Annotated in this window: 29 protein-coding genes; 5 read left to right on the top strand and 24 right to left on the bottom strand. The window is 36.6% G+C overall.

Annotated features, from left to right (window positions below):
- Positions 1 to 17 precede the first annotated feature (17 nt).
- A complete protein-coding gene (locus F9U64_RS13070; protein WP_153404223.1) occupies positions 18 to 989 on the bottom strand; it encodes a protein kinase family protein in 972 nt (323 codons plus the stop codon).
- Between the two features lie 94 nt (positions 990 to 1,083).
- Here F9U64_RS13070 and F9U64_RS13065 point away from each other — a divergent pair, with 94 nt between their 5' ends.
- Complete coding sequence (locus F9U64_RS13065; RefSeq protein ID WP_153404220.1) at positions 1,084 to 1,587, top strand: phosphatidylglycerophosphatase A family protein; 504 nt, start codon at positions 1,084 to 1,086, stop codon at positions 1,585 to 1,587.
- A 12-nt stretch (positions 1,588 to 1,599) separates the two neighbouring features.
- Here the strand turns inward: F9U64_RS13065 and F9U64_RS13060 are convergent, their stop codons facing one another.
- Both F9U64_RS13060 and F9U64_RS13055 read right to left on the bottom strand, forming a co-directional pair.
- A complete protein-coding gene (locus tag F9U64_RS13060) occupies positions 1,600 to 1,986 on the bottom strand; it encodes a YbaN family protein (protein WP_153404217.1) in 387 nt (128 codons plus the stop codon).
- A gap of 8 nt (positions 1,987 to 1,994) precedes the next feature.
- Positions 1,995 to 2,570, bottom strand: a complete 576-nt coding sequence (locus tag F9U64_RS13055) for a molybdenum cofactor guanylyltransferase (RefSeq protein ID WP_153404215.1) — start codon at positions 2,568 to 2,570, stop codon at positions 1,995 to 1,997.
- A 194-nt stretch (positions 2,571 to 2,764) separates the two neighbouring features.
- On the opposite strand from F9U64_RS13055, the gene F9U64_RS13050 reads away from it, so the two are divergent.
- On the top strand, positions 2,765 to 3,490 hold the full coding sequence (locus F9U64_RS13050) for a Crp/Fnr family transcriptional regulator (RefSeq protein WP_153404212.1): 726 nt from the start codon (positions 2,765 to 2,767) through the stop codon (positions 3,488 to 3,490).
- On the opposite strand, the gene mobB is transcribed toward F9U64_RS13050, so the two are convergent.
- From mobB to F9U64_RS13015, 7 genes are all read right to left on the bottom strand, one after another.
- Positions 3,487 to 3,990 carry a molybdopterin-guanine dinucleotide biosynthesis protein B gene (gene mobB, locus F9U64_RS13045; RefSeq protein WP_194287366.1) on the bottom strand — a complete coding sequence of 168 codons (504 nt, stop codon included), beginning with the start codon at positions 3,988 to 3,990 and terminating at the stop codon, positions 3,487 to 3,489. The two genes, F9U64_RS13050 and mobB, sit on opposite strands and share 4 nt — an antisense overlap.
- Before the next feature lie 112 nt (positions 3,991 to 4,102).
- The gene (moaD, locus tag F9U64_RS13040) at positions 4,103 to 4,336 is read right to left on the bottom strand and encodes a molybdopterin converting factor subunit 1 (RefSeq protein WP_153404206.1); all 234 of its coding nucleotides are present in this window, start codon (positions 4,334 to 4,336) and stop codon (positions 4,103 to 4,105) included.
- Between the two features lie 4 nt (positions 4,337 to 4,340).
- Positions 4,341 to 4,805 (bottom strand): molybdenum cofactor biosynthesis protein MoaE, encoded by a 465-nt coding sequence (locus F9U64_RS13035; RefSeq protein ID WP_153404203.1) that lies wholly within the window; start codon positions 4,803 to 4,805, stop codon positions 4,341 to 4,343.
- 13 nt (positions 4,806 to 4,818) lie between these two features.
- Positions 4,819 to 6,054 carry a molybdopterin molybdotransferase MoeA gene (locus F9U64_RS13030; RefSeq protein WP_323125851.1) on the bottom strand — a complete coding sequence of 412 codons (1,236 nt, stop codon included), beginning with the start codon at positions 6,052 to 6,054 and terminating at the stop codon, positions 4,819 to 4,821.
- Positions 6,055 to 6,069: 15 nt separating this feature from the next.
- Complete coding sequence (locus F9U64_RS13025; protein WP_153404201.1) at positions 6,070 to 7,083, bottom strand: ThiF family adenylyltransferase; 1,014 nt, start codon at positions 7,081 to 7,083, stop codon at positions 6,070 to 6,072.
- A 24-nt stretch (positions 7,084 to 7,107) separates the two neighbouring features.
- Positions 7,108 to 8,124 (bottom strand): GTP 3',8-cyclase MoaA, encoded by a 1,017-nt coding sequence (gene moaA, locus F9U64_RS13020; RefSeq protein ID WP_153404198.1) that lies wholly within the window; start codon positions 8,122 to 8,124, stop codon positions 7,108 to 7,110.
- Positions 8,125 to 8,201: 77 nt separating this feature from the next.
- Complete coding sequence (locus F9U64_RS13015) at positions 8,202 to 8,636, bottom strand: DUF86 domain-containing protein (RefSeq protein ID WP_153404195.1); 435 nt, start codon at positions 8,634 to 8,636, stop codon at positions 8,202 to 8,204.
- Positions 8,637 to 8,728: 92 nt separating this feature from the next.
- On the opposite strand from F9U64_RS13015, the gene F9U64_RS13010 reads away from it, so the two are divergent.
- Positions 8,729 to 8,995, top strand: coding sequence for an SAV0927 family protein (locus F9U64_RS13010; RefSeq protein ID WP_228275708.1), 267 nt, complete (start codon positions 8,729 to 8,731; stop codon positions 8,993 to 8,995).
- A 153-nt stretch (positions 8,996 to 9,148) separates the two neighbouring features.
- Here F9U64_RS13010 and F9U64_RS13005 read toward each other — a convergent pair whose 3' ends face one another.
- The gene (locus tag F9U64_RS13005; RefSeq protein WP_153404190.1) at positions 9,149 to 9,424 is read right to left on the bottom strand and encodes a YutD family protein; all 276 of its coding nucleotides are present in this window, start codon (positions 9,422 to 9,424) and stop codon (positions 9,149 to 9,151) included.
- A 129-nt stretch (positions 9,425 to 9,553) separates the two neighbouring features.
- Here F9U64_RS13005 and F9U64_RS23520 point away from each other — a divergent pair, with 129 nt between their 5' ends.
- Together F9U64_RS23520 and F9U64_RS13000 are read left to right on the top strand one after the other, a co-directional pair.
- Positions 9,554 to 9,724 (top strand): hypothetical protein, encoded by a 171-nt coding sequence (locus F9U64_RS23520; protein WP_323125850.1) that lies wholly within the window; start codon positions 9,554 to 9,556, stop codon positions 9,722 to 9,724.
- Positions 9,725 to 9,835: 111 nt separating this feature from the next.
- Positions 9,836 to 10,504: a M23 family metallopeptidase gene (locus F9U64_RS13000; protein WP_323125849.1), complete on the top strand. Its 669-nt coding sequence runs from the start codon at positions 9,836 to 9,838 to the stop codon at positions 10,502 to 10,504.
- A gap of 26 nt (positions 10,505 to 10,530) precedes the next feature.
- Here F9U64_RS13000 and F9U64_RS12995 read toward each other — a convergent pair whose 3' ends face one another.
- The 13 genes from F9U64_RS12995 to sufC all read right to left on the bottom strand — a co-directional run bounded on the left by F9U64_RS12995 (position 10,531) and on the right by sufC (position 24,337).
- Positions 10,531 to 10,629: a methionine/alanine import family NSS transporter small subunit gene (locus tag F9U64_RS12995; RefSeq protein WP_153404187.1), complete on the bottom strand. Its 99-nt coding sequence runs from the start codon at positions 10,627 to 10,629 to the stop codon at positions 10,531 to 10,533.
- An 18-nt stretch (positions 10,630 to 10,647) separates the two neighbouring features.
- The gene (locus F9U64_RS12990) at positions 10,648 to 12,129 is read right to left on the bottom strand and encodes a sodium-dependent transporter (RefSeq protein ID WP_153404184.1); all 1,482 of its coding nucleotides are present in this window, start codon (positions 12,127 to 12,129) and stop codon (positions 10,648 to 10,650) included.
- Positions 12,130 to 12,387: 258 nt separating this feature from the next.
- Complete coding sequence (gene yunB, locus F9U64_RS12985; protein ID WP_228275707.1) at positions 12,388 to 13,164, bottom strand: sporulation protein YunB; 777 nt, start codon at positions 13,162 to 13,164, stop codon at positions 12,388 to 12,390.
- A gap of 88 nt (positions 13,165 to 13,252) precedes the next feature.
- Positions 13,253 to 14,362, bottom strand: a complete 1,110-nt coding sequence (locus tag F9U64_RS12980) for an HD-GYP domain-containing protein (RefSeq protein ID WP_153404181.1) — start codon at positions 14,360 to 14,362, stop codon at positions 13,253 to 13,255.
- Positions 14,363 to 14,633: 271 nt separating this feature from the next.
- Positions 14,634 to 14,939, bottom strand: coding sequence for a YunC family protein (locus F9U64_RS12975; RefSeq protein WP_153404178.1), 306 nt, complete (start codon positions 14,937 to 14,939; stop codon positions 14,634 to 14,636).
- Positions 14,940 to 14,995: 56 nt separating this feature from the next.
- Complete coding sequence (locus F9U64_RS12970; RefSeq protein ID WP_153404175.1) at positions 14,996 to 16,387, bottom strand: bifunctional metallophosphatase/5'-nucleotidase; 1,392 nt, start codon at positions 16,385 to 16,387, stop codon at positions 14,996 to 14,998.
- Between the two features lie 220 nt (positions 16,388 to 16,607).
- Entirely contained in the window at positions 16,608 to 17,441 is an 834-nt protein-coding gene (locus F9U64_RS12965) for a sulfite exporter TauE/SafE family protein (protein WP_153404172.1), read from the bottom strand.
- 109 nt (positions 17,442 to 17,550) lie between these two features.
- Positions 17,551 to 18,915: a VWA domain-containing protein gene (locus F9U64_RS12960; protein ID WP_153404169.1), complete on the bottom strand. Its 1,365-nt coding sequence runs from the start codon at positions 18,913 to 18,915 to the stop codon at positions 17,551 to 17,553.
- A 228-nt stretch (positions 18,916 to 19,143) separates the two neighbouring features.
- Positions 19,144 to 20,541: a Fe-S cluster assembly protein SufB gene (sufB, locus tag F9U64_RS12955; RefSeq protein WP_153404166.1), complete on the bottom strand. Its 1,398-nt coding sequence runs from the start codon at positions 20,539 to 20,541 to the stop codon at positions 19,144 to 19,146.
- A 29-nt stretch (positions 20,542 to 20,570) separates the two neighbouring features.
- A complete protein-coding gene (gene sufU / locus F9U64_RS12950) occupies positions 20,571 to 21,017 on the bottom strand; it encodes a Fe-S cluster assembly sulfur transfer protein SufU (protein WP_153404163.1) in 447 nt (148 codons plus the stop codon).
- Complete coding sequence (locus F9U64_RS12945) at positions 21,007 to 22,227, bottom strand: cysteine desulfurase (RefSeq protein WP_153404160.1); 1,221 nt, start codon at positions 22,225 to 22,227, stop codon at positions 21,007 to 21,009. The genes sufU and F9U64_RS12945 overlap by 11 nt, the downstream gene beginning before the upstream one ends.
- The gene (sufD, locus tag F9U64_RS12940) at positions 22,227 to 23,534 is read right to left on the bottom strand and encodes a Fe-S cluster assembly protein SufD (protein ID WP_153404157.1); all 1,308 of its coding nucleotides are present in this window, start codon (positions 23,532 to 23,534) and stop codon (positions 22,227 to 22,229) included. Before sufD ends, F9U64_RS12945 begins: the two co-directional genes overlap by 1 nt.
- Before the next feature lie 17 nt (positions 23,535 to 23,551).
- The gene (gene sufC, locus F9U64_RS12935) at positions 23,552 to 24,337 is read right to left on the bottom strand and encodes a Fe-S cluster assembly ATPase SufC (protein ID WP_153404153.1); all 786 of its coding nucleotides are present in this window, start codon (positions 24,335 to 24,337) and stop codon (positions 23,552 to 23,554) included.
- Between the last annotated feature and the right edge of the window lie 243 nt (positions 24,338 to 24,580).

Below are 24,580 nucleotides of genomic sequence, written 5' to 3'. Positions count from 1 at the left end.
GATGCATCCCAAAATAGCTAGTTTACTAACCAATCTAATTGTATACCATTTTTATCACTTTGTTCAATCCCTATATAGGAAAAAAAGCTGCTTAAATTCTTCTCATATTCACATTGTAATTCAATCAGATCGTAAAGGAGCTGTTCACCGTTATCTTCTCTCACACATTGATCTATCTTATCATATATATGAATGGGAAAGATTAGTCTGGCGTATAACAGCTTCCAGCCGAATGGTGATAAAGGACATCTCGATGTATAGTCATTTAAAAATTGGCTTAACGTTTCATCATTGAGACCATTTTTCTCTAATAAAAATAACCGGATATATTCTGCTAAATCTCTAACTGGATGATCGTAAATCAAATCATGAATCCAGACAAACTGTTCATCCAATTGTTTGTGTAACCTGCCAAAAGCAAAAACAGGCTGGTCATACTGATGATAGTTTTGTTCTTTTTCCACCATATTGATATACTGCAGGGCGTTTTCCGAAAGTCCGATAATATACGGAAATATATCGGCAAGCGGCCTTATAAATGCTGGAGCGGGTCTTTGCTGATAATAAGAACGAAATAAGGCCTCATATTGCTCTATCTTTTTCATCCATAACTCTTTCCACTTCCCGTAATTATTTGTCATTTCAGGCTGATAAGGGAATTGATAGCCGATTTGGTGAAATTGAGACAAATAATCACCATGAGTCTTCATTGGATCTGATAAAGAATCAGCATAACAAAGAAGATATTTCTCTTTTCCCAATGAGGTAATAAACTGATTATGTAAATTTATTAACGGACATACGACATGCTGCATCCCTTTTTCTTGAAAATGCTTCGCAATCATATATTCTTCCCATGCATTTTCTTCCGTTATGGATACAGGAATAACAAAATAATATAATTTGTCGTCCGTATAGGCAGGAAATGGGTGGCCACTCACTTGTTTACCTGGCGTATTTATCGGGTAATGCAGAAATATAGGGTGCATACATAATTCCTCCTTAAAGGTATGATCTGTTTTATCTGGTATAATAATATATGTAGAAAAACTAATAAAAATGAAGTGTATAGGATGTGAGAGAATGGCAAAGTCAGAATTAGAGTTAAAAGCTAGACAATCACTGAAAGATCGCGGTGTGGAAATTGAGGATATCGCAGATTTAGTGTATTACCTTCAAAACAAATATCAGGAAAATTTAACAATGGAAACATGTTATGAAAATGTTGACCGTGTTCTCATGAAAAGAGAAGTACAGAACGCAATTTTAACAGGTATTGAATTAGATGTACTTGCTGAACAAAAGAAATTATCATCGCCTTTACAGGAAATCATTGCAACTGATGAAAGTTTATATGGAATTGATGAAGTTATTGCCTTATCAATCGTTAATGTTTATGGTTCTATCGGATTTACAAACTACGGATATATTGACAAGGTTAAACCAGGAATATTAGAAAAATTAAATGACAAATCAGAAGGTGATTGCCACACATTTCTTGATGATATTGTTGGGGCTATTGCTGCAGCAGCCTCCTCAAGACTGGCCCACAGTACAGCAAATAAGGAAGGCAGTGACGAAGAATAATCCTTAAAACCCCTACTTTTCAGGGGTTTTTGCTTTTAATAAAGGAGACGTGAAGATAAAGATCGTTACCGAAAGTGCAATAAATAGCATGAATATTTTGACAAACAGCAGTGGAATAATAATTAAGGTAAATAAAACACTGATCCATACTATGATAACTGCAAAAACCTTAATTCTAATTGGCACCCCCCGCCCTTTCTGGTAATCAGTTATATAATGACCAAAATAACGATTAGTCACAAGCCAATAATGTAAGGCAGGTGATGACTTTCCAAAACAAAAGGCTGCTAGAATAATTAAAGGTGTTGTAGGCAGAATGGGAATAATAACTCCGATAACACCAGTGACAAGGCTGAGCAAACCTCCGATCGTCCACATTATTCGATTGATTTTCGACATATGCTGATTCACTCCAATGGTAGATTTAAAAACTCTGCTTGAGTATTAATATTTTGGAAATACCTTTCTTCCGTTTTATCATAAGGAATATATTTTACATGAATGTTATTTAATAAATCTCTCATGGACCTTTTCCCATTTACCAGCAGATCATAAATAGTTTGTTTTGCTGAATGATGATAGATGGCAACCAATGGCTGTATTCGATCGTTAACAATCGGAACATATGCTTGAACAGCTTCATTCTGACAGGGAAGCAAAGTTTTCAGGACAGCTTCATTCACTCGAGGGGTGTCCACAGGTAACGTCATATACCATTCGGAATCTTCATAATCCATAATCGTATATAATCCTGCTAAAGGCCCTAATCCCCGAAATGTTTTGACATCCTCCAAAACATGGAAGTCGTTTGAATAAAAAGGGAAATGCTCTTTTTTTGCAATGATAGAAACTTTGCTGGTAATATGCCCCATCGCCTCAATGCTGTGAAGATAAAATTCTTTCCCTCTATATTTAGCAAAAGCTTTCGGTTTTCCAAAACGCCTCGACTCACCACCCGCTAATATAACACCAGTTATTTTCATTTTTATCTTCCCTCCCTTCACAAAAAATTCACGATTATGTAACAAATCTGTATATTTCTCTCGCTCAATTTTTCACATTGTATGTTATGATGTTTATATAAGAAAAGTTGTATTTTTCCATTTACGTTAGTATGCGTATGGTAATACATTTATCAATGGGCCATTACAGGCTCATTTTATCGGAGGGTTCAACCATGCAAACCGCTAAAAAAATCCACCAACATCGTCAGCATAATAACTCAATCTCCCATGAATTAAGAAGATTATTAGAATCTATCAGTCATACAAAAAGAACGCACAAAGATACTTTTTTATTCCAGGAAGGAATGGATGCAAAAGAAATATATATATTGAAATCAGGCATTATTCAAATTGAGAAATTAACTGCAGATGGGAAAGAACTAACCTTAAGAATCTGCAAAACAAATGATTTAATCGGTGAACTGACATTATTTAGTGATGATGCAAAATATTTATTAAGTGCCCGAGTGATGACATCTGGAGAGGTGCTTGTCATCAATCGCGACAGGTTAGAAAAAGCATTAATTAATGATGGTGCTCTGACATTTGAATTCATGCGCTGGGTTAGCAATCATATGCGTATTTTTCAGTCTAAAATACGGGATTTATTATTAAATGGCAAGAAAGGTGCACTCTATAGTACTTTAATTCGTCTTACCAATAGTTATGGGATAGAGACAAATGAAGGAATACTTATCGAAATGTCTCTAACCAACCAGCAATTAGCCAACTTTTGTGCAGCTACCAGAGAGAGTGTTAATCGCATGTTAAGTGAATTGCGTAAGTTAGATATTATTCATGTAAATAAAACCGGTCATATTATTGTGAAAGATCTACAATTTCTGCGTGATGAAATTGGCTGTGAAGGTTGTCCAATTGAAGTATGCAATATTGATTAATGAAGATTGCCGAATGTTATGAATTGTTTTTGCACATCATCCAATAAATTTTCTTTCTTTCTATACAATGGTTTATTCGTTTCATCTATGCGAAGATCCTGCGAATAAACCATTTTTATATTGGTTAAATCTTTTAGTAAATGAATATCGTCTTGATTACGGATTAAAACAATTTTGCCGAAATTTAACTGCTTAAACCCTTCCATAATTGTTATATCAATCTTAAGTTCTTCGTATAGACTTAAAATTCTCTCCACAGTTATATTCTGATTTTCGATTTGCAATTGCAATGTTTTTTCGCCAAATACCGTAGTTGCAGCTGCGCCAGCCATCCAATGTTTAGCTGTATCTGTATTCGCTGCATAGTCTGGTTCGCCGCCATGTCCATGATGTTTTAATGTAGCGACATTATATCCATCCCCTTGTAATCTTCTAACCAACTCAGTGACAACGGTTGTTTTGCCACTGTTTTTATAACCGACTATCTGAATAACATACAATGTACACACACTCTCTGCAATTTTTAGCTTGATAATATTGTATCAATTCTAATGAATACTTCTGGTAAGATGTCTGACGAGTTATGGACAGATAATCTGTCCCTATCCTATCTCACCCTCCACTAACAGGGGGGATTATGGCTACAGTGTCTCCTGTTTTAACTTCATCATTTTCTAATGCATATGCCTCATTAACAGCAACCATTGACTCGTTTAGCTGTGTCAGCTTGTAATGCATTTGAAGATATTCTTTTAATTCTTTTACTGTGGTTTTTTCCATCTCTACTGCAATTTTTTCTTTACCGACCTCTTCTTGCATCTGGGCAAATAATAATATGTTTATCATACTCTCATTCCTTTATATTAGGCTGGCCTGTTGGATATTCAATTCGCTCTAACTGATCCCCGATCCATTCATCGCCATCTTCCCATTTTTCTTTTTTCCAGATTGGGACTATTTGTTTTATCCTCTCAATGGCATACTCATTCGCTTCATACGCCGCCTTTCGATGAGGAGAAGAAACGGCAATTACTACAGCGGCCTCTGTTATTTCTAATCTTCCAACCCTGTGGGTTATTGCAACACAAGTATCCTGCCATTTCTCCTCAATCTCTTTGCCGATTTGGGCGAGCATTTTCTCTGCCATTGGCTTATATGCTTGATATTGCAGGAAAACTGTTCGCTTTCCTTTGGTGAATTCTCTAACAGTTCCGATAAATGTTGTAATCGCCCCTGCTTCTCTTCGTTTTACTTTCTTTATCATATCTTCTAGTAAAATTGGTTCCTCCACAATTTCAAACAATTTATCTGTCATGATTTATGCTCCCTCAGCTATGATTTTCCAGTAAGTAAATATCCACAACTTCTCCCTTACTGTATGCAGCAGTTCCCCCGCGCAGACGGATAAAGCAATTTGCCTCTGCTAGAGAATGAACCATATTAGATTTGTCTTTACCAGAAGGCGCAACGGTTACTTGGCTATTTTTGATAACATAATGGCCACGAATAAACCTGTCAAAAGGGTTAGATTTAGGAAAATCTTCTGTTAATGTTGCCTTAACTGTTTTAAGACCTATCTGATCTCTATCAAGAAAGGCATCAATAATTGGTTTCACATATAGTTCAAAACCTACATAACAAGCAGAAGGATTACCAGAAAGTCCATATAATAGTTGATTATTTAACTGAGCAACTGTTGTCACACTGCCTGGCCGCATTTTAATTTTATTAAAGAGCACTTCTGCTTGAAAATAATCATAGATTTCAGGCAATAGATCAAAATCACCAACAGAAACTCCGCCTGTTGTAATTAGAAAATCTACTTCCGACATAGCCACTTGCATTTGTTGAATACAGATATCTAACTTGTCACTAAATTGGCCGTAATATTTTGCAGTTGCACCTGACCGCTCTATTTGTGCCATTATCATATAAGCATTACTGTTCCTTATTTTCCCTTCTTCCAGAGCCTGATCCACCTCGAGCAGCTCACTGCCTGTTGCAATAACACCAATGACAGGCTTTTTACTGACAGGTACTTGTTTATATCCGAATGTTGCCAATAACGCAACCACCCCAGGATTAATCAGTTTTCCTTTAGAAACAATCACACTGCCTTTTTCTACATCTTCTCCCTGGAAGGAAATATTCTGATGATGTTTCATTTCCCTTTTAATGTATATTTGATTATCTCCGGCCTGCTCGGTATCTTCCAGCATAATAACTGTGTCAGCACCTCTTGGAATAGCAGCACCTGTCATAATTCTGACCGCATCTTTTTCTTTCAACTCTTGCTTAAAGACACTCCCTGCTCCAATGTGGCCAACTACATTCAGCAGAATGGAATTGTCAGCAGCCGCTGTCTTTGTATCAATCGATCTTACTGCAAAACCATCATATGGTGAGCGATCAAATGAAGGGACATCATGGTCAGCAATTATATCTTGAGCTAACACTCTGCCGTTAGCTGCTGTAATATCAACATATTCGACCTCACCGTACTTCCGGCAGGCCATCACCCTTTTTGCTGCTTCTTCTACTGTTATTGGGTTTCGTATTTCCATTATAGAATCCATCCTTTACCCGACCATTTGATAGTAAACTTTTTTGGCGTGTTCAATCGAATTCGTTCCATGTACAAAAGTTCTGCCATCTTTAAAGAAAACGAGTCTAACATTTTCCGTTTTAACAGAAACTAAAAAAGGATTCTCTGTTACAACACCGAACTCCTCCAGTTTCTTTGCCAATAAAGAAAAATCATATCGTTTGCCACGGATCTGAACAGTATCTCTGCCGCACAACACTTCCGTTTTTTGCTGGTTTTCATATTGTAAATACGGATAGCTCGCATGCTCACTGCAACTAGTGCACGTATCGCTTTTCGCCTTTGTGACATCGATCATTTGAAACTGATTATGCCAAAGATCGAATAAAACTAGTTTCGAACGTAATTGTTCATCTGCCCCAACTAATAATTTCATTGCCTCTGTCACTTGATGGGAAACAACCATTTGGACAGCTGGACCGATTACACCAACGGAATCACAAGTAGCACCAAACATCGGGGTTACTTTTAACAAACAATCAAGGCATGGCGTTTCTTTCGGTATAATCGTATAGGACATGCCGGAGCTTCCTACACATGCACCAAATATCCATGGAATATTAACTTTCTGGCAAATATCATTAAGAATAAATCGGATATCAAAATTGTCTGTTGCATCCATGATAATGTCTGCACCCTTGATAAACTGCGGTAAATTCTCAGCAGTTGCATCAGCTACATTTGCCTCTGTGACAACATGATGATTAATTTTTTCCAGAGCTTTTTTAACTGCAATCGCTTTTGGCATTTGGTTGGAAACATCATCCTCTGTAAAAAGATGCTGTCTTTGTAAATTGGTTATATCAACATAATCGCGATCTACTAGTGTCAGCTTTCCTATACCTGCTCTTGCTAACATTTCTGCTATTGAGGAACCTAATGCTCCACAACCAACGATAAGGACATGTTTTTGTGATAATTTTTCCTGGCCGTTTTGACCGATTGGTTGAAATAGTGTCTGGCGATGATAGCGATCCATTACAGTCATTGTTTGTATACCCCACTTCAATAATTAGCCGCCAATATAGGACATCTCGATTTTTTTGCGGTTTTTGGCTGTTTCTTCTGTCCTTTCATCTGAATAACGGTCTTCTCTTTTCTCCCAGCGGCTAACAATCGTATTCTTTAGTTCTTCATCGCTGATACCTGCACGCATAATATCTTTCAGGTTAAAGCCGGTACCTGCAAATAAGCATGTATAAAAATGACCATCAGCAGCAACTCTGGCTCTTGTACAAGATGAACAGAAAGACTCTGAAACAGAGGTAATAAAACCGACTTCCGTATCTGTTCCTTTGTATCTGTAGCGTTTCGCTACCTCTCCGAAATAAGCCGGCTCTACAGGTTCCAGGTCATGTTCTTTGCTGATCATTTCATATAATTCTTTCTTTGTCACAACATGCTGGAAATCCCATCCATTCGTCTGTCCTACATCCATAAATTCGATAAATCGTAACGTGACACCTAACTCTTTAAAAAACTTTGCCATTGGTAATACTTCATGGTCATTCATCCCTTTTTTTACCACCATATTCACCTTGACAATTAACCCTGCTTCTTTTGCCTGCTGAATACTTTTAATTACAGTGTTTGTTGGAACATGACTATCATTAATTGCCATAAACGTCTTATCATCAATAGCGTCTAGACTTATATTCACACGTTTCAGACCTGCTTCTTTAAGTTTTGCTGCCATTTTCCCTAATAACACACCATTTGTAGTAAGACCAATGTCTTCTAAGCCTTCTAACTTTGCTAATTTCCCCACTAATGTCACAATATCTTTTCGTAACAGCGGCTCTCCACCTGTTAAACGAATTTTCTTTACACCAAGCTGCAAAAAGGCTGATGCGAGTCTTTCGATCTCTTCAAATGATAATAAATGATCTTTCGGTAAAAAGGCGAAATCTTTGCCGAAAATTTCCCTTGGCATACAATACCGGCAGCGAAAATTACAACGATCTGTCACCGAAATACGCAAATCCTGTAATACTCGGCCAAATTTATCTGTAATGACTTGTTGTTGCATCTAATCCGCTCCCTTAACTTACTGTATAAATTTATTAAACCATACTTTCCAAACTTTTATTGTGAATAACATCACAACTATTCCGTGAAAGTATTGGCAACTCCCATTTCGGTTGCTAGGTAGCTTTTTATATCCTTACTAAACTGCTCAAACACTTGAAAATATTTATCGAGAATGTGCTGAATCGATTGGTGATCAACATTTTCGTAATTGGAAACTAAATCTTTTCTTATGTTTATTAATGCCTGATATGCTTCTTCATCTTCCTTCTTGAGCACATTTTCGTCAACTAAAATGGTAATAATATCAGCATAACTTCCTGGATCACGCATTACAAAACCGTCGATCATCATATTGCCAATATCCAGAAAGGATTCAATTAACACATGAGTCAACCGTTCCAGGCCTAATTTATCTACTTCTGTATCCATTTTTACTTGGTGATACAATTTTAACTTATTGTCGAAAAAATTCAATTTATGAATTAAGCTGTTCATATCAACAAAATACATAATTACCTCTCCTTCATAACAGCTATAATGGATATACTTTACTCCATAACTTCAATTTGCTAGGATATAATAAAAGAAAAGGAGTGAAGCATATGGAACTTACCTATATAAAAAATGAAACCGAAACGAATCAAACACGCCTCGTCAGTTTCAAAGGAAAAACAACTCGTTTCGATCTTGCGATAATTTCTTCCCCTGCATTTAATCCAGATCATATTGTTATTGATTTAAATAAAAATAAATACTCCAGAATTCAACTAAATACAATTGATAAAGCTAATTATGTCGAGCATGCATTTCAATATAATGAAATGGAAGCAGAAGACTTCAGAGCATATGTTAAACCATTGTTAACATAAACAAATTAATTCTGTCAAACTTAATAATAATTTGAAAATAAAATAGGTGGGATAAAGTCTGGCATCGATCAGTGGATTATTTGATCTCCGCTGATCAATAGCGAAACTCGTCAGGATGCTTAGCAATCTGATTCATTTATCTCACCTATTTGCTTACTTGTTAATTTGTTTCACTACAAAATAACGGCAGCCAAAGTTACAATATTCATACAAATAATCTTCACATGTACTGATTTTTGTATCAAATGTTGCTTTCGGGTTCTGATCATCATAAAAACCCTTCAATCGTAATTGTTCATATCCCCAATCACCTAAAATGAAATCATATTTACTTAGCACTTCACTGTATCGTTCTTTAAAAGCTTTTTCGTCAAACCCTTCGCGAAATTCTTTTATAACCTGATAAGTTTTTCCCTGGATTTCCACCATATTCCGTGACACTCTCCTGTTCTATTCCGCACTGCTATTACCTTAAATAGAAAATGTTGCTAGAATGAAATATTGATTACTACTTAAACTAATTACATAAATAAAATAATTCCATAAGGAGGAAATTTTTTGATTAAACGCGTTTTTTTAATCGTTGTCTCTAGTTATTTTCTTCTTACTACTATAGCATATGCTGAAGAAAATGTGGATGAGGAAGAACAAAAAATTAACATGTTTAAACAGATGGAAGCAGTCACAAATATTCCATGGTATTATTATGCAGCAATGAACCAGTATTAATCAAATATCAGAAAGTCATCAGAAGAAAACCAGCTTATCGATATTCAGATATCTGAGCAAAAATGGTACGGACTTGCTCCACCTGCTTCTACTGACCCGAATATGATTGCAATGTTTCACGGGACAGGAAAAGACGGTGATGGGGATGGATTGGCGCATATAGAGAATGATTTAGATATTTTGTATACAGTTGGCAATTACCTTCAGCGCTACGGACATTCTGAACAAGACATCAAAGCTGCTTTATGGAACTACTATCACCGTGATTTAGCTGTCCTGTCTATTATGAATTATGCAAGGTTAATGAAGCAGTATAATCGACTCACGTTTGATACGACATCTTTCCCCATTCCAAAGGGATACAATTACAGCTATCGCAATACATGGGGAGATGCTCGCGGATTCGGTGGCAGAAGGATTCACGAAGGAACAGACATTTTTGCTAATTATGGAACACCTGTCAGGGCCACAACATTTGGAATCGTAGAATTAAAAGGATGGAATAAGTTTGGCGGATGGCGAATTGGTATTCGGGATACTTATAACAGATACCACTATTACGCTCATTTAAACGGATTTGCCGAGGGAATTGAAGTTGGCGATATTGTAGAAGCTGGTGATACAATCGGATCGGTAGGTTCAAGTGGATACGGGCCGCCTGGAACATCTGGAAAATTCCCGCCTCACCTTCATTATGGTATGTATAAAGATGATGGGAAAAGTGAGTGGTCTTTCGATCCATATCCCTACTTAAAAAAATGGGAAAGAAATACTCCGTAAGGCTAGAGTGCCTTACGGAGTTATTTTTACTTAGAAGCTTTTTTCGCTTTTAATATACTTACTAATAGTCCGCCCCATATAATTACAGCACCTATTACTGCCATGATAATTGCACTTGTGGACATTTATATGGACCTCCTTCTTTAGGCTTCTTTATCATTTTTCGGCCATTTTTTTGTGGAAATTAATGCACCAATGAGCATAGCTCCAATTGCAACAAGCCAACCGAAATTAAACAAGAATTCAATTGGATAGTCCTCATATGGACGGGAAAGATCTGTCTTCAAGTTTTGCAGCATCATAAAGCCAAGCACTACAGGTGTAATTGCACCAAGTGAAATTCTCCACCATATTCCTAGTTTTATGTCGGAGATATTATCCGCATGAGTTTGTAAGTCCCTTAATCCTTTAGCAAACCAGGCGATCGCTACTACCTCAAACAGACCAGCCAGTGCCACACCATAATTATTAATAAAGTAATCCACTGTATCCAGTAAATTTAATCCGCCTTGATTTGCATACAACAAGGATGCTAAGAATGCTAAGCCTCCACCAAACATTAATGCCTTGCCACGTGATATCGAAAACTTTTCCTGAACTGCTGCAATATATGTCTCGGAAATAGAAATCATGGAAGAAATACCTGCAAGTACTAATGCTCCAAAGAATAAAACTCCAAAGAAACTTGATGCAGGCATCTGACTAATAATCTCCGGGAATACCATAAATGCAAGCCCTACCCCACTCTGGACAACTTCTGATACAGGCTGTGATGTTTGAGTAGCCATAAATCCTAACACAGCAAAAACTCCAATACCTGCCAATAACTCAAATGATGAGTTCGCAAATCCTGTAATAAACGCGTTGTTTGTTATATCAGATTTTTTGGGTAAATAGGAAGCATAAGTAATCATAATAGCAAAAGCAATGGATAAACTAAAGAAGATTTGTCCATATGCTGCTATCCAAACAGAACCATCCATAATTCTGCTCCAGTCCGGTTTAAAGAACGCATCCAATCCTTCCATTGCTCCAGGTAAGGTTAATGCTCTTATCACGATAATAATAAAGACAATTAATAATGTAGGGATAAAAATACGATTGGCAAATTCAATCCCTTTCTTCACCCCACGTCCCAGGAAGAAGAAAACAAAGATCCAGACAAAGATTACTGGAATTAATACAGACGGAACTATTGATCCAAAGATCCCAGCATCTGATTTATTTAAGAAATCAGAGACGAAGAAGGCCGTTGGATCGTCCCCCCACTTTGTTCCGAACGAAAAATAAGTATACATGATAGACCATGCTATAATGATTGGATAATAAGTTGAAATTACAAATGATATAAGTACCTGCCACCAACCAATCCATTCCATCCCCTTACTAATTTTGGAAAAACTTCGAGGTGAAGAACTTCGATATTTATGACCAATTGTGTATTCCATTATTAAGAGAGGAATACCTGCTGTTAATAGTGCAAATAAATACGGGACAAAGAACGCACCCCCACCGTTTTCAAATGCAGTCGCTGGAAAACGCCAAATGTTTCCTAGACCAACTGCTGAACCAATTGCTGCAAGTAAAAAACCGATTCTAGTTCCCCACTGAGAGCGTTGTTCCATAAAAAAATCCCCTTTCTCTTCTCTAGTATTATAATAAATATAATATAGAAACTAGTTTTGTTTTTGTGCTGATAACCTTTCAAATTATAACGAATATTCAAATAACTTGTCAAAGGTAATTTAAGTAAGATCATTCTGTTATATCTGATAACTCGTTAAATTTAGAAATATTCTGAGAATTATAGAGAATTTTCATATGGTACTACCACATATTGAAGTAACGCAAAACGTCTGGAAATACTACTACTGATCAAAGTATTAATCAATTGGCGGATCAAGAGGAACTGATAAATTAGAATCACCTTCACCGTCCTGGTAATAGTCTGGCACATCACCTGGATGGAATACTTTTGTTACAGGAATATCCTGCACTACTCTGACCGGTTCTGAAGCAAAAGGAATAACAACTCGCATTTCTACCTCAATATGAACATTGACGTGAATATAAGCACCATTGACCCCTGTTTCAACAATATCACTTGTTATGGATGTTTCAACAAAACCAATTACTTCCATATTTACAGGGATTTTCGGTCCTAAATTTGCTAATAATGGAATGCCTAAAGTCTGGCCTAATGGCACTTCAACAAGAAGGCCTCTTTTCCTGATTTCATCCAGTAACTTTTTTTCTGATGGTTCCAGCTCCATTTCCACTTCGAGCGGCACACCAATTTCAGGTCTGTCTCCCTCTTCAAGTAACTTCAGAAAATTCTCTACACGATATTGAATATTGCGTTGGACGCGATTCTCAATAATCGAATTAAAAATATAATTTACTACTCTGCCTTGTTCATCAACTTCATATTGGATTAATTTATCATTTTCTAAATCTTCTGATATTTTTTTATTTACAGCAATCCCCACTGCCTGGTTCGCTATTTGACTTACCTTCACTTTTGCAATTTCGAGCAGGACTGGTTTGATCCCTTCATTTACAATTAATAAACTGGAGATCATGCAAATTATGAATAACAATAAAGAGATATAAGCGATTTGCCTCATTGGAGGTGCAGCTATTTTTCTCGCCCTTTTCAATTTAAAACCCCCCTTCCCTAAATTTATATGAGAAGGAGGGGACAAATAGATATTTTACTGGTGAGAAAAAATAATTTCAATAGGGATATTACAGACCATTAGCACTGTGATAAATTGCAGGATTGTCTGCATCAATAATGACAGCATTCTGATTTAATGATAAATCTAAATCATACGGCTTAACTGGATGCTGGTTTTCTTGTAACACCCTGACGACCGGACGTTCATGAAATTTCACGTTTTGTTGTGTTACAACTCCCTTACGGCCATCATTTAGATGGACGGTTATCCCGTTTGGATAAGTCGATATCGTTTCCTTAAAAAGCTCCACCATCTTTGCATCAAATTGACGGTCAGCACCATTACTCAGTATTTCAAAACCTTTGTGTGGCAGCATAGCAGCACGATATACACGATTACTAGTAACAGCATCAAATACGTCTGCGATTCCTAACACCTTTGCATACGGGTGCAGTTTATCACCTGATAAACCTCTTGGATATCCAGACCCGTCCATGCGTTCATGATGCTGAAAGGCACAATGGGCAGCTAAAAGCGGCAAGCTGTGACTCTTTCTTAACAATTCAAACCCATATTCCGTATGTGCCTTCATTATTTTAAATTCCGTATCATCCAGTTTTCCTTTTTTATTTAAAATTTCTGTAGGGATATAGATCTTTCCAATATCATGTAATAGTGCACCTAACCCGATCACTTGCAATTCTTTCTTGTTAAAGTTCAGTTTCCGGGCTAACGCTAATGTATAAATTGTCACATTTATTGAATGTTGAAATACATAATTATCGGTGACTAAGATATCAGATAAATAGTTCATTACTTCATCCTGAACTAGTAATTTATCAATGAGTCCCTTGACGACATCATTTAATTTTTCAGAAGATTCATCAATCAAATGACTGCCTTTTCTTATATCCTCTTTCTTGAACGATTGAAAGGATTGTTTAATCTTGTTGATTGCTTCGATTCTCTCTTCATCAGAGATAGCAGGTGTAATTAAAATATCATCTGTATACTTATCCCTGATATAAACATAGGTGATTTCACCAGTCTTTAATCTTCTAACCATGTTATTTGTTAATTTGACATTTTTCTGCACAAGAATACGACCATTCTTATCATAAATTGGTCTGGCTAATTCGATCCCTTCTTGCAACAATACTGTAGATACTAGCCTCATATTTACTCCTATAATTACGTTTCAGAATATTTTATAGAGGATGTTCAAAAAGTCACCAAATGATAAGCGGTGAATCTCTTCTTTGGTTTACGAGTCTGCTTCTCACGTATTCAAAGCCTACGTTCTGATGCTCCTCACTGTACCGCCTCGACCTTCTTGCTTCTTATTTGCCGACTTTTTTAACACGCACATATATTTCAAGATTAGCAGATAAAATGTCAATTTTCTAGTATTTTAGACAAACTTCGTAGAAAAAAATAGATTCATTTAACTATTCCGCAATTAAAAGTAGTGCTTTTTTCACTTCCATATTCTTTTCCCAGCCATAAGATTGGGCAGTATTTGTGATTTTTTCTAATTTTGCATCGAGTAAATCATCAATTGTTCTTACACCGACAGCACGTCCTGCTACAACTGGACGATCACTTAATTTCTCATTTAACAGGTCCACATCTAAAGCTCCGCACATGACATAGCCAATTTCATTTGCGATAACTAAAAGTGTGGTATATGGTAACTTTACTGTTATCGCAATAAATGTATGGTCATCTACTTTTACCGGTTTTACTTCCATCATCAGAACACACCCCTCTCACTAAAGTGTATGTTCTGCCTAAAAAGATGTGCTTGTGTTTAAACGCTTTTCTTCAATAAATCTACTAATAAATCTCGTATAAATTCAGGAAGAAAGAACTTTTTCATCTCTGACCGCGCAATTTCTGGAAACATATTTCCAAATGTAAACATATCAGCCGTTGCTAAATGATATATCTGATTATGGACGATTTCTTTTCCTTCATATAAAACTGTTTTAACATGTTCATTCCCTTGCTCATCTAGGTATGTTTTTACTTCAATTCCACTAAAAACAATCTTACCGATTATTTTTCCGCGAAATCCAAACCCTTTAAGTTTAAAGTTTGTCAATTCATTACTAAGGGCTCCCCGTACAACTTCAATTAATTCTATTCCTCTCAGTTCCACGACACATGGATTAATTGGATGGGGACATGTTCGGTGAATGTCACCATATGATACAGTACCCTGGGGCAGACTCTCTAATAAGATCCCTGCATTAAGCATAGCTACATCTGCTTTTGTCCATTTTAGCAAATGAGCTGTCAGTGCTTCTATGATTGGTGTAGATTCATACCAATTCACTTCATACATTTGCTCTAATGTTGTAACTGATTCCCCCAGCAGTTTATTCGCATCATTGGATATTTGCTGTACTAAATTTTCTGTATCCTGATCACCTTCATATATTGATGTATCAACAGCAAAAGCCTGTTTTTTAGTGATTTTATTTTGTTGATGATCCCACTCCAGGTGGATTTCTCCAACATAAAAACCATATTTACCAGCTGCCGTTATGAGTGTTTCGTTGATATATTCCCCATTTTTAAGTAGATGATGGGTATGGCCACCGATAATCACATCAATTTCCGAAAAATGGGTAGCGATATATTGATCCTCTGTCCATCCTAAATGTGACAGCAAAATCAAAATATCAACATCTTTTTTCACCTGTTTTAACCTGCTTTCCAGGAAATTATAAGGTGAATCCACATTCCAACCCAGCGGTTGATAAAAAGGCTTAAATGGAGCAGTCAATCCAACTAGCCCTATACGTATACCAGATTCCGTTTCTGTTGTTATGTGTTCTTGTAACCATAAGGGATCTTTCGTATTTATGGATGCCAGATTAGCGCAAGTCACTTGAAATTCAGCATCATCATATAAATGATATAAATCGTCAAACTCTAATGTGATTCCTTCATTATTACCAATTGTAGCAAAGTCATATCCTGCCTTGTTCATTAACTCAACATTCGCTCTGCCGAGATATGCTTCTGATATAGGATGCACTCTGTCGACATGGTCCCCTATATCTACAATCCAGTATGGTTGTTTATCAATAGAATGCTTTGCTTTTTTTTCATTAAGATATTGTACAATATTACCCCAATTTTCAAAGTGACTATGTAAATCATTCGAATAATAAAAATGCAATTGTTCTACCAATTTAATCCCCCTTTTAGTAAAACTAACACATTCGCTCGTCCTTTAGCGAATGTGTTAGTTTTACTTATACTTTGGACTTCAAACTTTCTATTACGTCGATAAATACTCCCTTGCAGATAGTTTATGCTATCCTAACGTGTAAACAAAAACCTTCACCATGGTCTATAAAGCATTGGATATTTATCGCAACGCTAAACATCTGTAATACACCAAAATCAACTTATGAAAAGAATCCTTGCCAGATCAATCGTAAACCAATTAACAAAAGGACGATTCTCAATAAAGCTTCCACAGCTTTGCTTGACATTTTTTGACTGACTTTTGCTCCGAGTCTGCCCCCAACCCATGCTCCCGGAATAAAAGCCCAGACGTAAGACCATTCGATATGTCCTAACATAATATGAGTAAAAGAACTTACAGTGCTTAGTGATAAAATCATAAACATAGATGTTGCTGTTGCAATGTGTGGTGGAAAGTGGAACAACAAAATCATAGCCGGAACCATTAATGACCCCCCACCAATTCCAAAAAAGCCAGATAATAAACCTACAACCAACGCAATAGCAATCGCTGTAACGGGTGAAAAAGAATAGTAATGTTTTTCAGTTCCTATCAGTGTTTCCCGATAGACTTTGTGCTTACTCTTTTCTGTTGGTTCAGTATTTCTATTCAAATTTCGCCTCTGAAATAAGAAGCTTGTAAAAATAAGCAACATAAAAATACCTAAAAAGATTGAAAAAGTATCTGTTTCCACAAATTGATTCAGCCAAGAGCCTAAAATCCCGCCTGGTAAACTTCCGGCAATAAAGTAAATCCCACTTTTATAATCAATTCTCTTTAACTTGGCATAAGATAAAGTAGAAGACAACGCAGTAAAAACCATGATCACTAATGAAATACCGACAATGGTACTTGCTGTTGCCCAGTCAAATAAGTCCGTAGCTGTATGTAAAATCAGCAGAGTCGGCACAAGTATAACTCCACCACCGAGTCCAACAATACTGCCAAGCATTGCAGAAAATAACCCGATAAGTAAACAAATTATAATGACCAAAATATCACTTCCATTTTTATGTATGTATAAAAGAAAAGGAGAGTTCATTAAACGAACTCTCTTCTATTATAAAGCTTATCAGTTGATTTATCCATTCAGGCAATATATTTCATTGCTTACCACGAAGCTTGTCTCGTTCATTACCTGCTTTATTTCTAATACTATCTCTATTCTGATCTCCCCCACTTCTGATTTCCGCTCGATAGGCATCAGCAGCTGATCTGACATATTCTCTTATTTCATCCCCAGTATCATTCACAATTTCCCTGACTTTATCCCAATCGGCATCTATAGTTTGGTCAAGATGATAGGTTAAATTCTTTAAACGTGTTTCCTCATTATAGGCTATGTTGACCATTTCGGTTTCCATATTATACAATTCATTTACTCTTTCTGATTCTGATGCATAGTATTTATTGACATTTTCTGCTTCCCAACCATACCATTGGTTAATTAGTTTTGTTTTCTGACTATTAAAATAGCTTGTTAATTCTTGTTCCGTTCTGACAGTAGAATACTCTCCCGCACCTGCGCTTGCCACTTCTCTTAATTGTTGCTGGCCTTCATCATTAACATCAAAACCGATAATATTTACAATTGCATTTGAACTAGATTGATTTAACTTTTTAGCTGCTATAACAGGATCACCGTTACATGTTTCCATGCCGTCACTCACAATATATACAATATTCTCTTCATTATCTCCATTTGCATTTGATAACTTTTGAGTTGCTGATACCATTGCTCCAGCAAGTGGTGTCCAACCCGCGGAAGAGAATGAATCTAATGCAGCCTGAAAAGAATCTTCATCATAGGAAGAAAGTGGATATATTTCTTCTATGCTTTTACAGGAAAGTTCTTTATTATCTGTCCCTGTTCCTTTGTGACCATAAACAGTCAAGGAAATATTAACAATTTCCGGCAAACTGGCAACAAAAGAATTTACTGCTTCTTTGGCTAATTGTATTTTGGTTTTTCCTGAAATCATTTCATCCATACTTCCACTAGCATCAAAGAGTATAGATACATTTATTGGTGAGAGGTCTGACTCCCCTTCTCTATTTATCTCATCTGGCTGGGAAGTCGCAGATTCGAAAGAAGTCTCTACACTGTTAAAAAACTGGTAATATTTCCGGTAATCTTCTCCTATCAATGAAAGTAATTTGTAATAATACTCCTCAGGTGTTAGATTTTCTGGAAGCTGCTCCACTATACGTTGTACCTCATCCTCATTAAATTGTTCCCCATTAAATTCCGCATTCTCCAAGTCTAATTGCATTCTTTCTTCAGCATTCGAAAATTGTAAATGGTCTAAATTATCTGTATCTGAAGCTGACTCTTTATCGTCTTTCACTAAGGAATCTGTCTGTTCTTGCATATCTGCCGGATTTGTCTCATTCTCATTATTTGAACATCCTGCTAGAAGAAGCACGAACATAACAAGTCCTGTAATAATAAGTTTACTTTTCAACAATACTATTCACCCTCAAATTCTAATTAGTTAGTTCTCTTATAAATATTACAAAAATATAAAAAGGGAATAAATAGCTAATATGGCCTATTTTATGGAATATCAGAATTTTTCCTGTAACAGATCATTAACCTAATACGGTAAAACTTGGTGTCATATTTGATTATCTTATTTCTTTTCAGACATAAAAAACCTTGCTGCATATCATTGCAGCAAGGTTTTGCTCTTTCATTATCCGATTGAACCTTCCATTTCGAACTTGATTAAACGGTTCATCTCTACCGCATATTCCATTGGAAGTTCTTTCGTAAATGGCTCGATAAAGCCCATTACGATCATTTCTGTCGCTTCTTCTTCTGAAAGACCACGGCTCATCAGATAGAATAATTGTTCTTCAGATACTTTCGAAACTTTCGCTTCGTGTTCCAATGAGATGTTTTCATTTAAAATCTCATTGTATGGAATTGTATCGGAAGTTGATTTATTATCCATAATTAACGTATCACATTCAATATTAGATCTTGCCCCATCTGCTTTACGTCCAAAGTGTACCATACCTAAATAGGTAACTTTCCCGCCTTGTTTTGAGATGGACTTAGATACAATTGTAGAAGAAGTATTTGGTGCTAAATGGTGCATTTTGGCACCAGCATGCTGGTGTTGTCCTTTACCCGCTAATGCGATAGAAAGGGTATTACCGCGAGCACCTTCTCCTTTAAGGATAATTGCCGGATATTTCATCGTTAATTTAGAGCCAATATTTCCATCAATCCATTCCATCGTTGCATTTGCATCACATGTTGCACGTTTTGTAACAAGGTTGTATACATTGTTTGCCCAGTTTTGGATTGTAGTGTAACGGCAATAAGCATCTTTTTTAACAAAAATCTCTACTACCGCACTGTGCAATGAGTTCGTTGTATATGTCGGTGCTGTACAACCCTCAACATAGTGGACAGAAGCCCCTTCATCAACAATAATAAGTGTACGTTCGAACTGTCCCATATTTTCTGAGTTAATTCGGAAATATGCCTGTAACGGTGTATCTGTTTTTACTCCTTTTGGAACATAAATAAATGATCCACCAGACCAAACAGCAGAGTTCAGTGCAGCAAACTTATTATCAGAAGAAGGAATAACTTTTCCAAAATACTCTTTGAATAAGTCTTCATTCTCTTTTAAAGCTGTATCTGTATCTTTAAAGACAATTCCTAAATTTTCAAGATCTTCTTTTAAGTTGTGATAAACAACTTCTGATTCATACTGGGCAGAAACACCAGCAAGATACTTCTGTTCTGCTTCAGGAATACCCAGTTTATCAAACGTTTGTTTAATTTCATCAGGCACCTCATCCCAAGAACGCTCCGAGCGCTCGGATGGTTTTACATAATAAGTGATCTCATCAAAATCAAGTTCTGCTAAGTCACCGCCCCACTGAGGCATTGGTTTCTTGTAAAATTGCTCTAATGCTTTTAAACGATATTCCAACATCCACTCTGGTTCTTCTTTCATACGAGAAATTTCTTCCACGATATTTCGTGTTAAACCTTTTTCTGTACGAAAAATGGAAATATCTCTATCATGAAAGCCATATTTATATTCGCCTATTTCAGGTGCTTTTTTCGCCATGTTATTACCTCCTGTTTTGGATTTTTTCTCTACTCTTCCTTCTCATCAGCTGCTACTGCTTTTTCCATTGCCTTCCAAGCTAATGTTGCACACTTAATTCGAGCTGGAAATTTAGAAACACCTTGAAGTGCTTCTATATCACCTAGATCAAAATCCACTTCTTCCACATCTTCTCCTAACATCATGTTAGAAAAAATGTGTGACATATTTATTGCCTCATCAATCTGCTTTCCTTTGATTGCTTGTGTCATCATAGAAGCAGATGACATACTAATGGAACAACCTTCCCCTTCAAATTTTGCATCTTCTACAATGCCATCTTTAATTTGCAGGTGTAATTCGATACGGTCACCACAAGTAGGGTTGTTCATATCTATTGTAACAGATTCATTGTCTAAAGTTCCACGATTACGAGGATTTTTATAATGATCCATAATCACTTGTCTGTAAAGTGTATCTAAGTTATTAAAAGACATCGCCGAAATACTCCTTCGCTAGCTGTATTCCCTCAACTAATCGGTCAACATCATCTTTTGAATTATACAAATAAAAACTAGCTCGTGCCGTTGCAGTGACATTCAACCATTTCATTAAGGGTTGGGCACAGTGATGTCCTGCTCTCACTGCAATTCCTTCTGCATCAAGTACTGTTGCTGTATCATGCGGATGCACACCTTCAATATTGAAAGTAATTAATCCACTGCGTTTCTCTGGTCCAAAGATCGTTAAACCTTCCATATCAGTAAATAGACCTTGAGCATATTGGACAATTTCATTTTCATGTGCTTCAATTTGATGCAACCCGATTTCCTCCAGAAAATCTATAGCTGCACCTAAACCGATTGCTCCAGCTATAATCGGAGTCCCGCCTTCAAATTTCCATGGCAGTTCCTTCCAAGTTGAATCATATAAGCCTACGAAGTCAATCATTTCTCCGCCGAATTCAACAGGTTCCATTTTTTCCAGTAAATGTTTCTTACCATAAAGAACCCCAATACCTGTAGGTCCGCACATTTTGTGTCCAGAAAATGCATAGAAATCACAATCTAAATCTTGAACATCCACCTTCATATGTGGAACTCCCTGTGCTCCGTCTACTACTATGATAGCTCCATTTTCGTGAGCAATCTCTGCAACTTCCTTAATTGGATTAACTGTTCCCAATACATTGGAAACGTGGGTCATTGCCACAATTCTCGTCTTATCTGTAATTGTAGACCGGACAGAATCCAATGTAATGGTTCCATCTTCTTCCATCGGAATATACTTTAATGTAGCTCCAGTAAATTTAGCTGCCTGTTGCCAGGGAATAATATTACTATGATGCTCCATTTCTGTAATGACAATTTCATCACCTTCTGTAAGAAAATGACGTGCATAGCCATATCCAACCATATTAATTGCTGTAGTCGTACCTCTGGTAAAGATTACTTCCTGTGTAGAATAGGCATTGATAAACTGTTTAACCTTATTTCTTGCCCCTTCATACTGGTCAGTTGCACGAGTTCCTAATGTATGAACACCTCTGTGTACGTTCGAGTTGTTCTGACGGTAATAGCTGTTAAGTGCTTCAATTACCTGTATTGGTTTTTGTGATGTTGCTGCTGAGTCCAGATAAACTAACGGATGGCCATTAACTTCCTGATCTAATATCGGAAACTGTTCACGAATAGCACGTGTGTCCATTAGTAAACTTTCCTTTCAATTACCTCTGTCAATTGATTTCGAACCGCTTCGATCGGAATTTCTCTTACTACAGGTGCTAAGAATCCGTGGATAATTAACCTTTCAGCCTCCTGTTTAGAAATCCCTCTGCTCATTAGATAGTATAATTGAATTGGATCAACACGGCCAACAGAAGCAGCGTGTCCTGCTGTTACATCATCTTCATCAATTAATAGGATTGGGTTGGCATCACCGCGTGAATCTTTACTTAGCATCAGCACACGTGATTCCTGCTCTGCATTTGACTTTGATGCCCCATGTTCAATCTTCCCAATACCATTAAAGATCGCAGATGCAGCTTCTTTCATTACTCCATGCTGTAAAATTAAACCTTCTGATTGTTTCCCATAGTTAACAATTTTCGCAGTGAAGTTCTGTGTTTGTTCCCCGCGTCCAACAGAAACAGTTTTTGCGTAGGCATAAGAATTATCACCTATTAAATGAGTGGTATTATCGGAAATAGTATTTCCATCATTCATCTGGCCTAAATTCCATTCGATTTTTGCATCACGATATGCCACACCACGTCGGTTTACGTAAACAGTTGTTCCTTTGGAGAAGTTATCTACTGAACCGAAATTAATATTGGCATTATCATGTGCAATAACCTCTGTCACGATATTTGCTACTGCATTTTCATCTGTATTTTTAGAAATATAATTCTCAACATATGTCAAAGAACTGTTTGCTTCAGCTACAACAATTACATGATTAAATGTAGCTGCCTCAGGATCCTCCTGCCAGAAAATCGCTTGAAGCGGTTCTTCAATTTGTACATTTTTCGGAACATAAACAAAAACTCCGCCGTTCATTAAAGCAGTATGCAATGCCGTTAATTTATGCTCATCGATTTGGACTGCATCTTTCATATAGTAACGTTGTACTAAATCGCTATGCTTTTCGAGAGCTGTCTGGATGTCAGTAAGAATGACACCTTGTTCTTCTAATTGAGAAGATAAGGATTTGTAAGCAACACTTTGGTTACGTTGAATTACAAGGTTCTCATTTAGGTTCTCCATATCAAGGAATACTTGAATCTCTTTCGGTAAATCTTTTAATGAAGGAATTGTTTCCGCACTGACATCATGTTTAAAATCATGAAAATTCCAGCGTTTGATACTTGTTTTATCTGGTTTTGGCATTTCCAGTCCTTCTGCCAATTCTAGTGCTTTTATACGCAATTCCTGCATCCAATCTGGTTCATTTCTGTTAGCTGAAAATGACCGGATGTAATCCTGATCATATGGTAATTTAGTTTCCACAGTCATACGATACCTCCTAACCTTTATGCGTTTTGTCCTACAGTTTCGTCTTCAATACCTAATTCTTCTTTAATCCACTCATAACCTTCTGCCTCAAGTCGTTGAGCTAATTCCGGTCCACCTGACTTAACCACACGGCCTTGCATCATAATATGCACATGATCTGGAGTTATATAATCAAGTAAACGTTGATAGTGAGTGATAATCAGACAGCCGAACTCCTCACTGCGCATTTTGTTGATACCTTTTGATACTACTTTTAATGCATCGATATCCAGACCAGAATCAATTTCATCTAAAATTGCAATTGCTGGCTGAATCATCATTAATTGCAGAATTTCGTTACGTTTTTTCTCTCCACCAGAGAAACCTTCGTTCAAGTAACGTTGTGCCATATTTTTATCCATTTCAAGATAATCCATTGCACCGTCCATCTCTTTAATGAACTTCATTAAAGAAATTTCGTCACCCTCTTCACGATGTGCGTTAACAGAAGAACGTAAGAAATCTGATGTTGTCACACCGCTGATTTCACTTGGATATTGCATTGCAAGAAATAGACCTGCCTGTGCACGTTCATCAACTTCCATCTCTAATACATCTTCACCGTCTAAAAGGATCTGTCCTTTTGTTACTTCATATTTCGGATGACCCATAATTGCAGATGCCAGGGTTGATTTACCAGTACCATTTGGTCCCATTACAGCGTGGAATTCTCCACCCTTAATTGTTAAATTTACACCTTTTAATATTTCCTGACCTTCAATCTCAACATGAAGATCTTTAATCTCTAAAGTTGAACCTGCCATAAAAACATACCTCCAAAACATTTTATATTATCTTAATTACAAGTGGAATTACATTCATTCTCACTTTATTCTCATTATAATCTTATACTATTTCGAATCTATAATCAACCATATTCGACTGATATCCACGAAAGATATTATACCACAACTTGGACTATATTATCGATTAAGACAACTTTACAAACACAGAATCAACGCTTCAAATAAGATTCTAACCTGACACACAGGAAATTGCTGTTATAA

Source organism: Gracilibacillus oryzae (assembly GCF_009498735.1).
Lineage (GTDB): Bacteria > Bacillota > Bacilli > Bacillales > Amphibacillaceae > Gracilibacillus > Gracilibacillus oryzae.
This window is presented reverse-complemented; position numbering and strand designations above follow the sequence as displayed.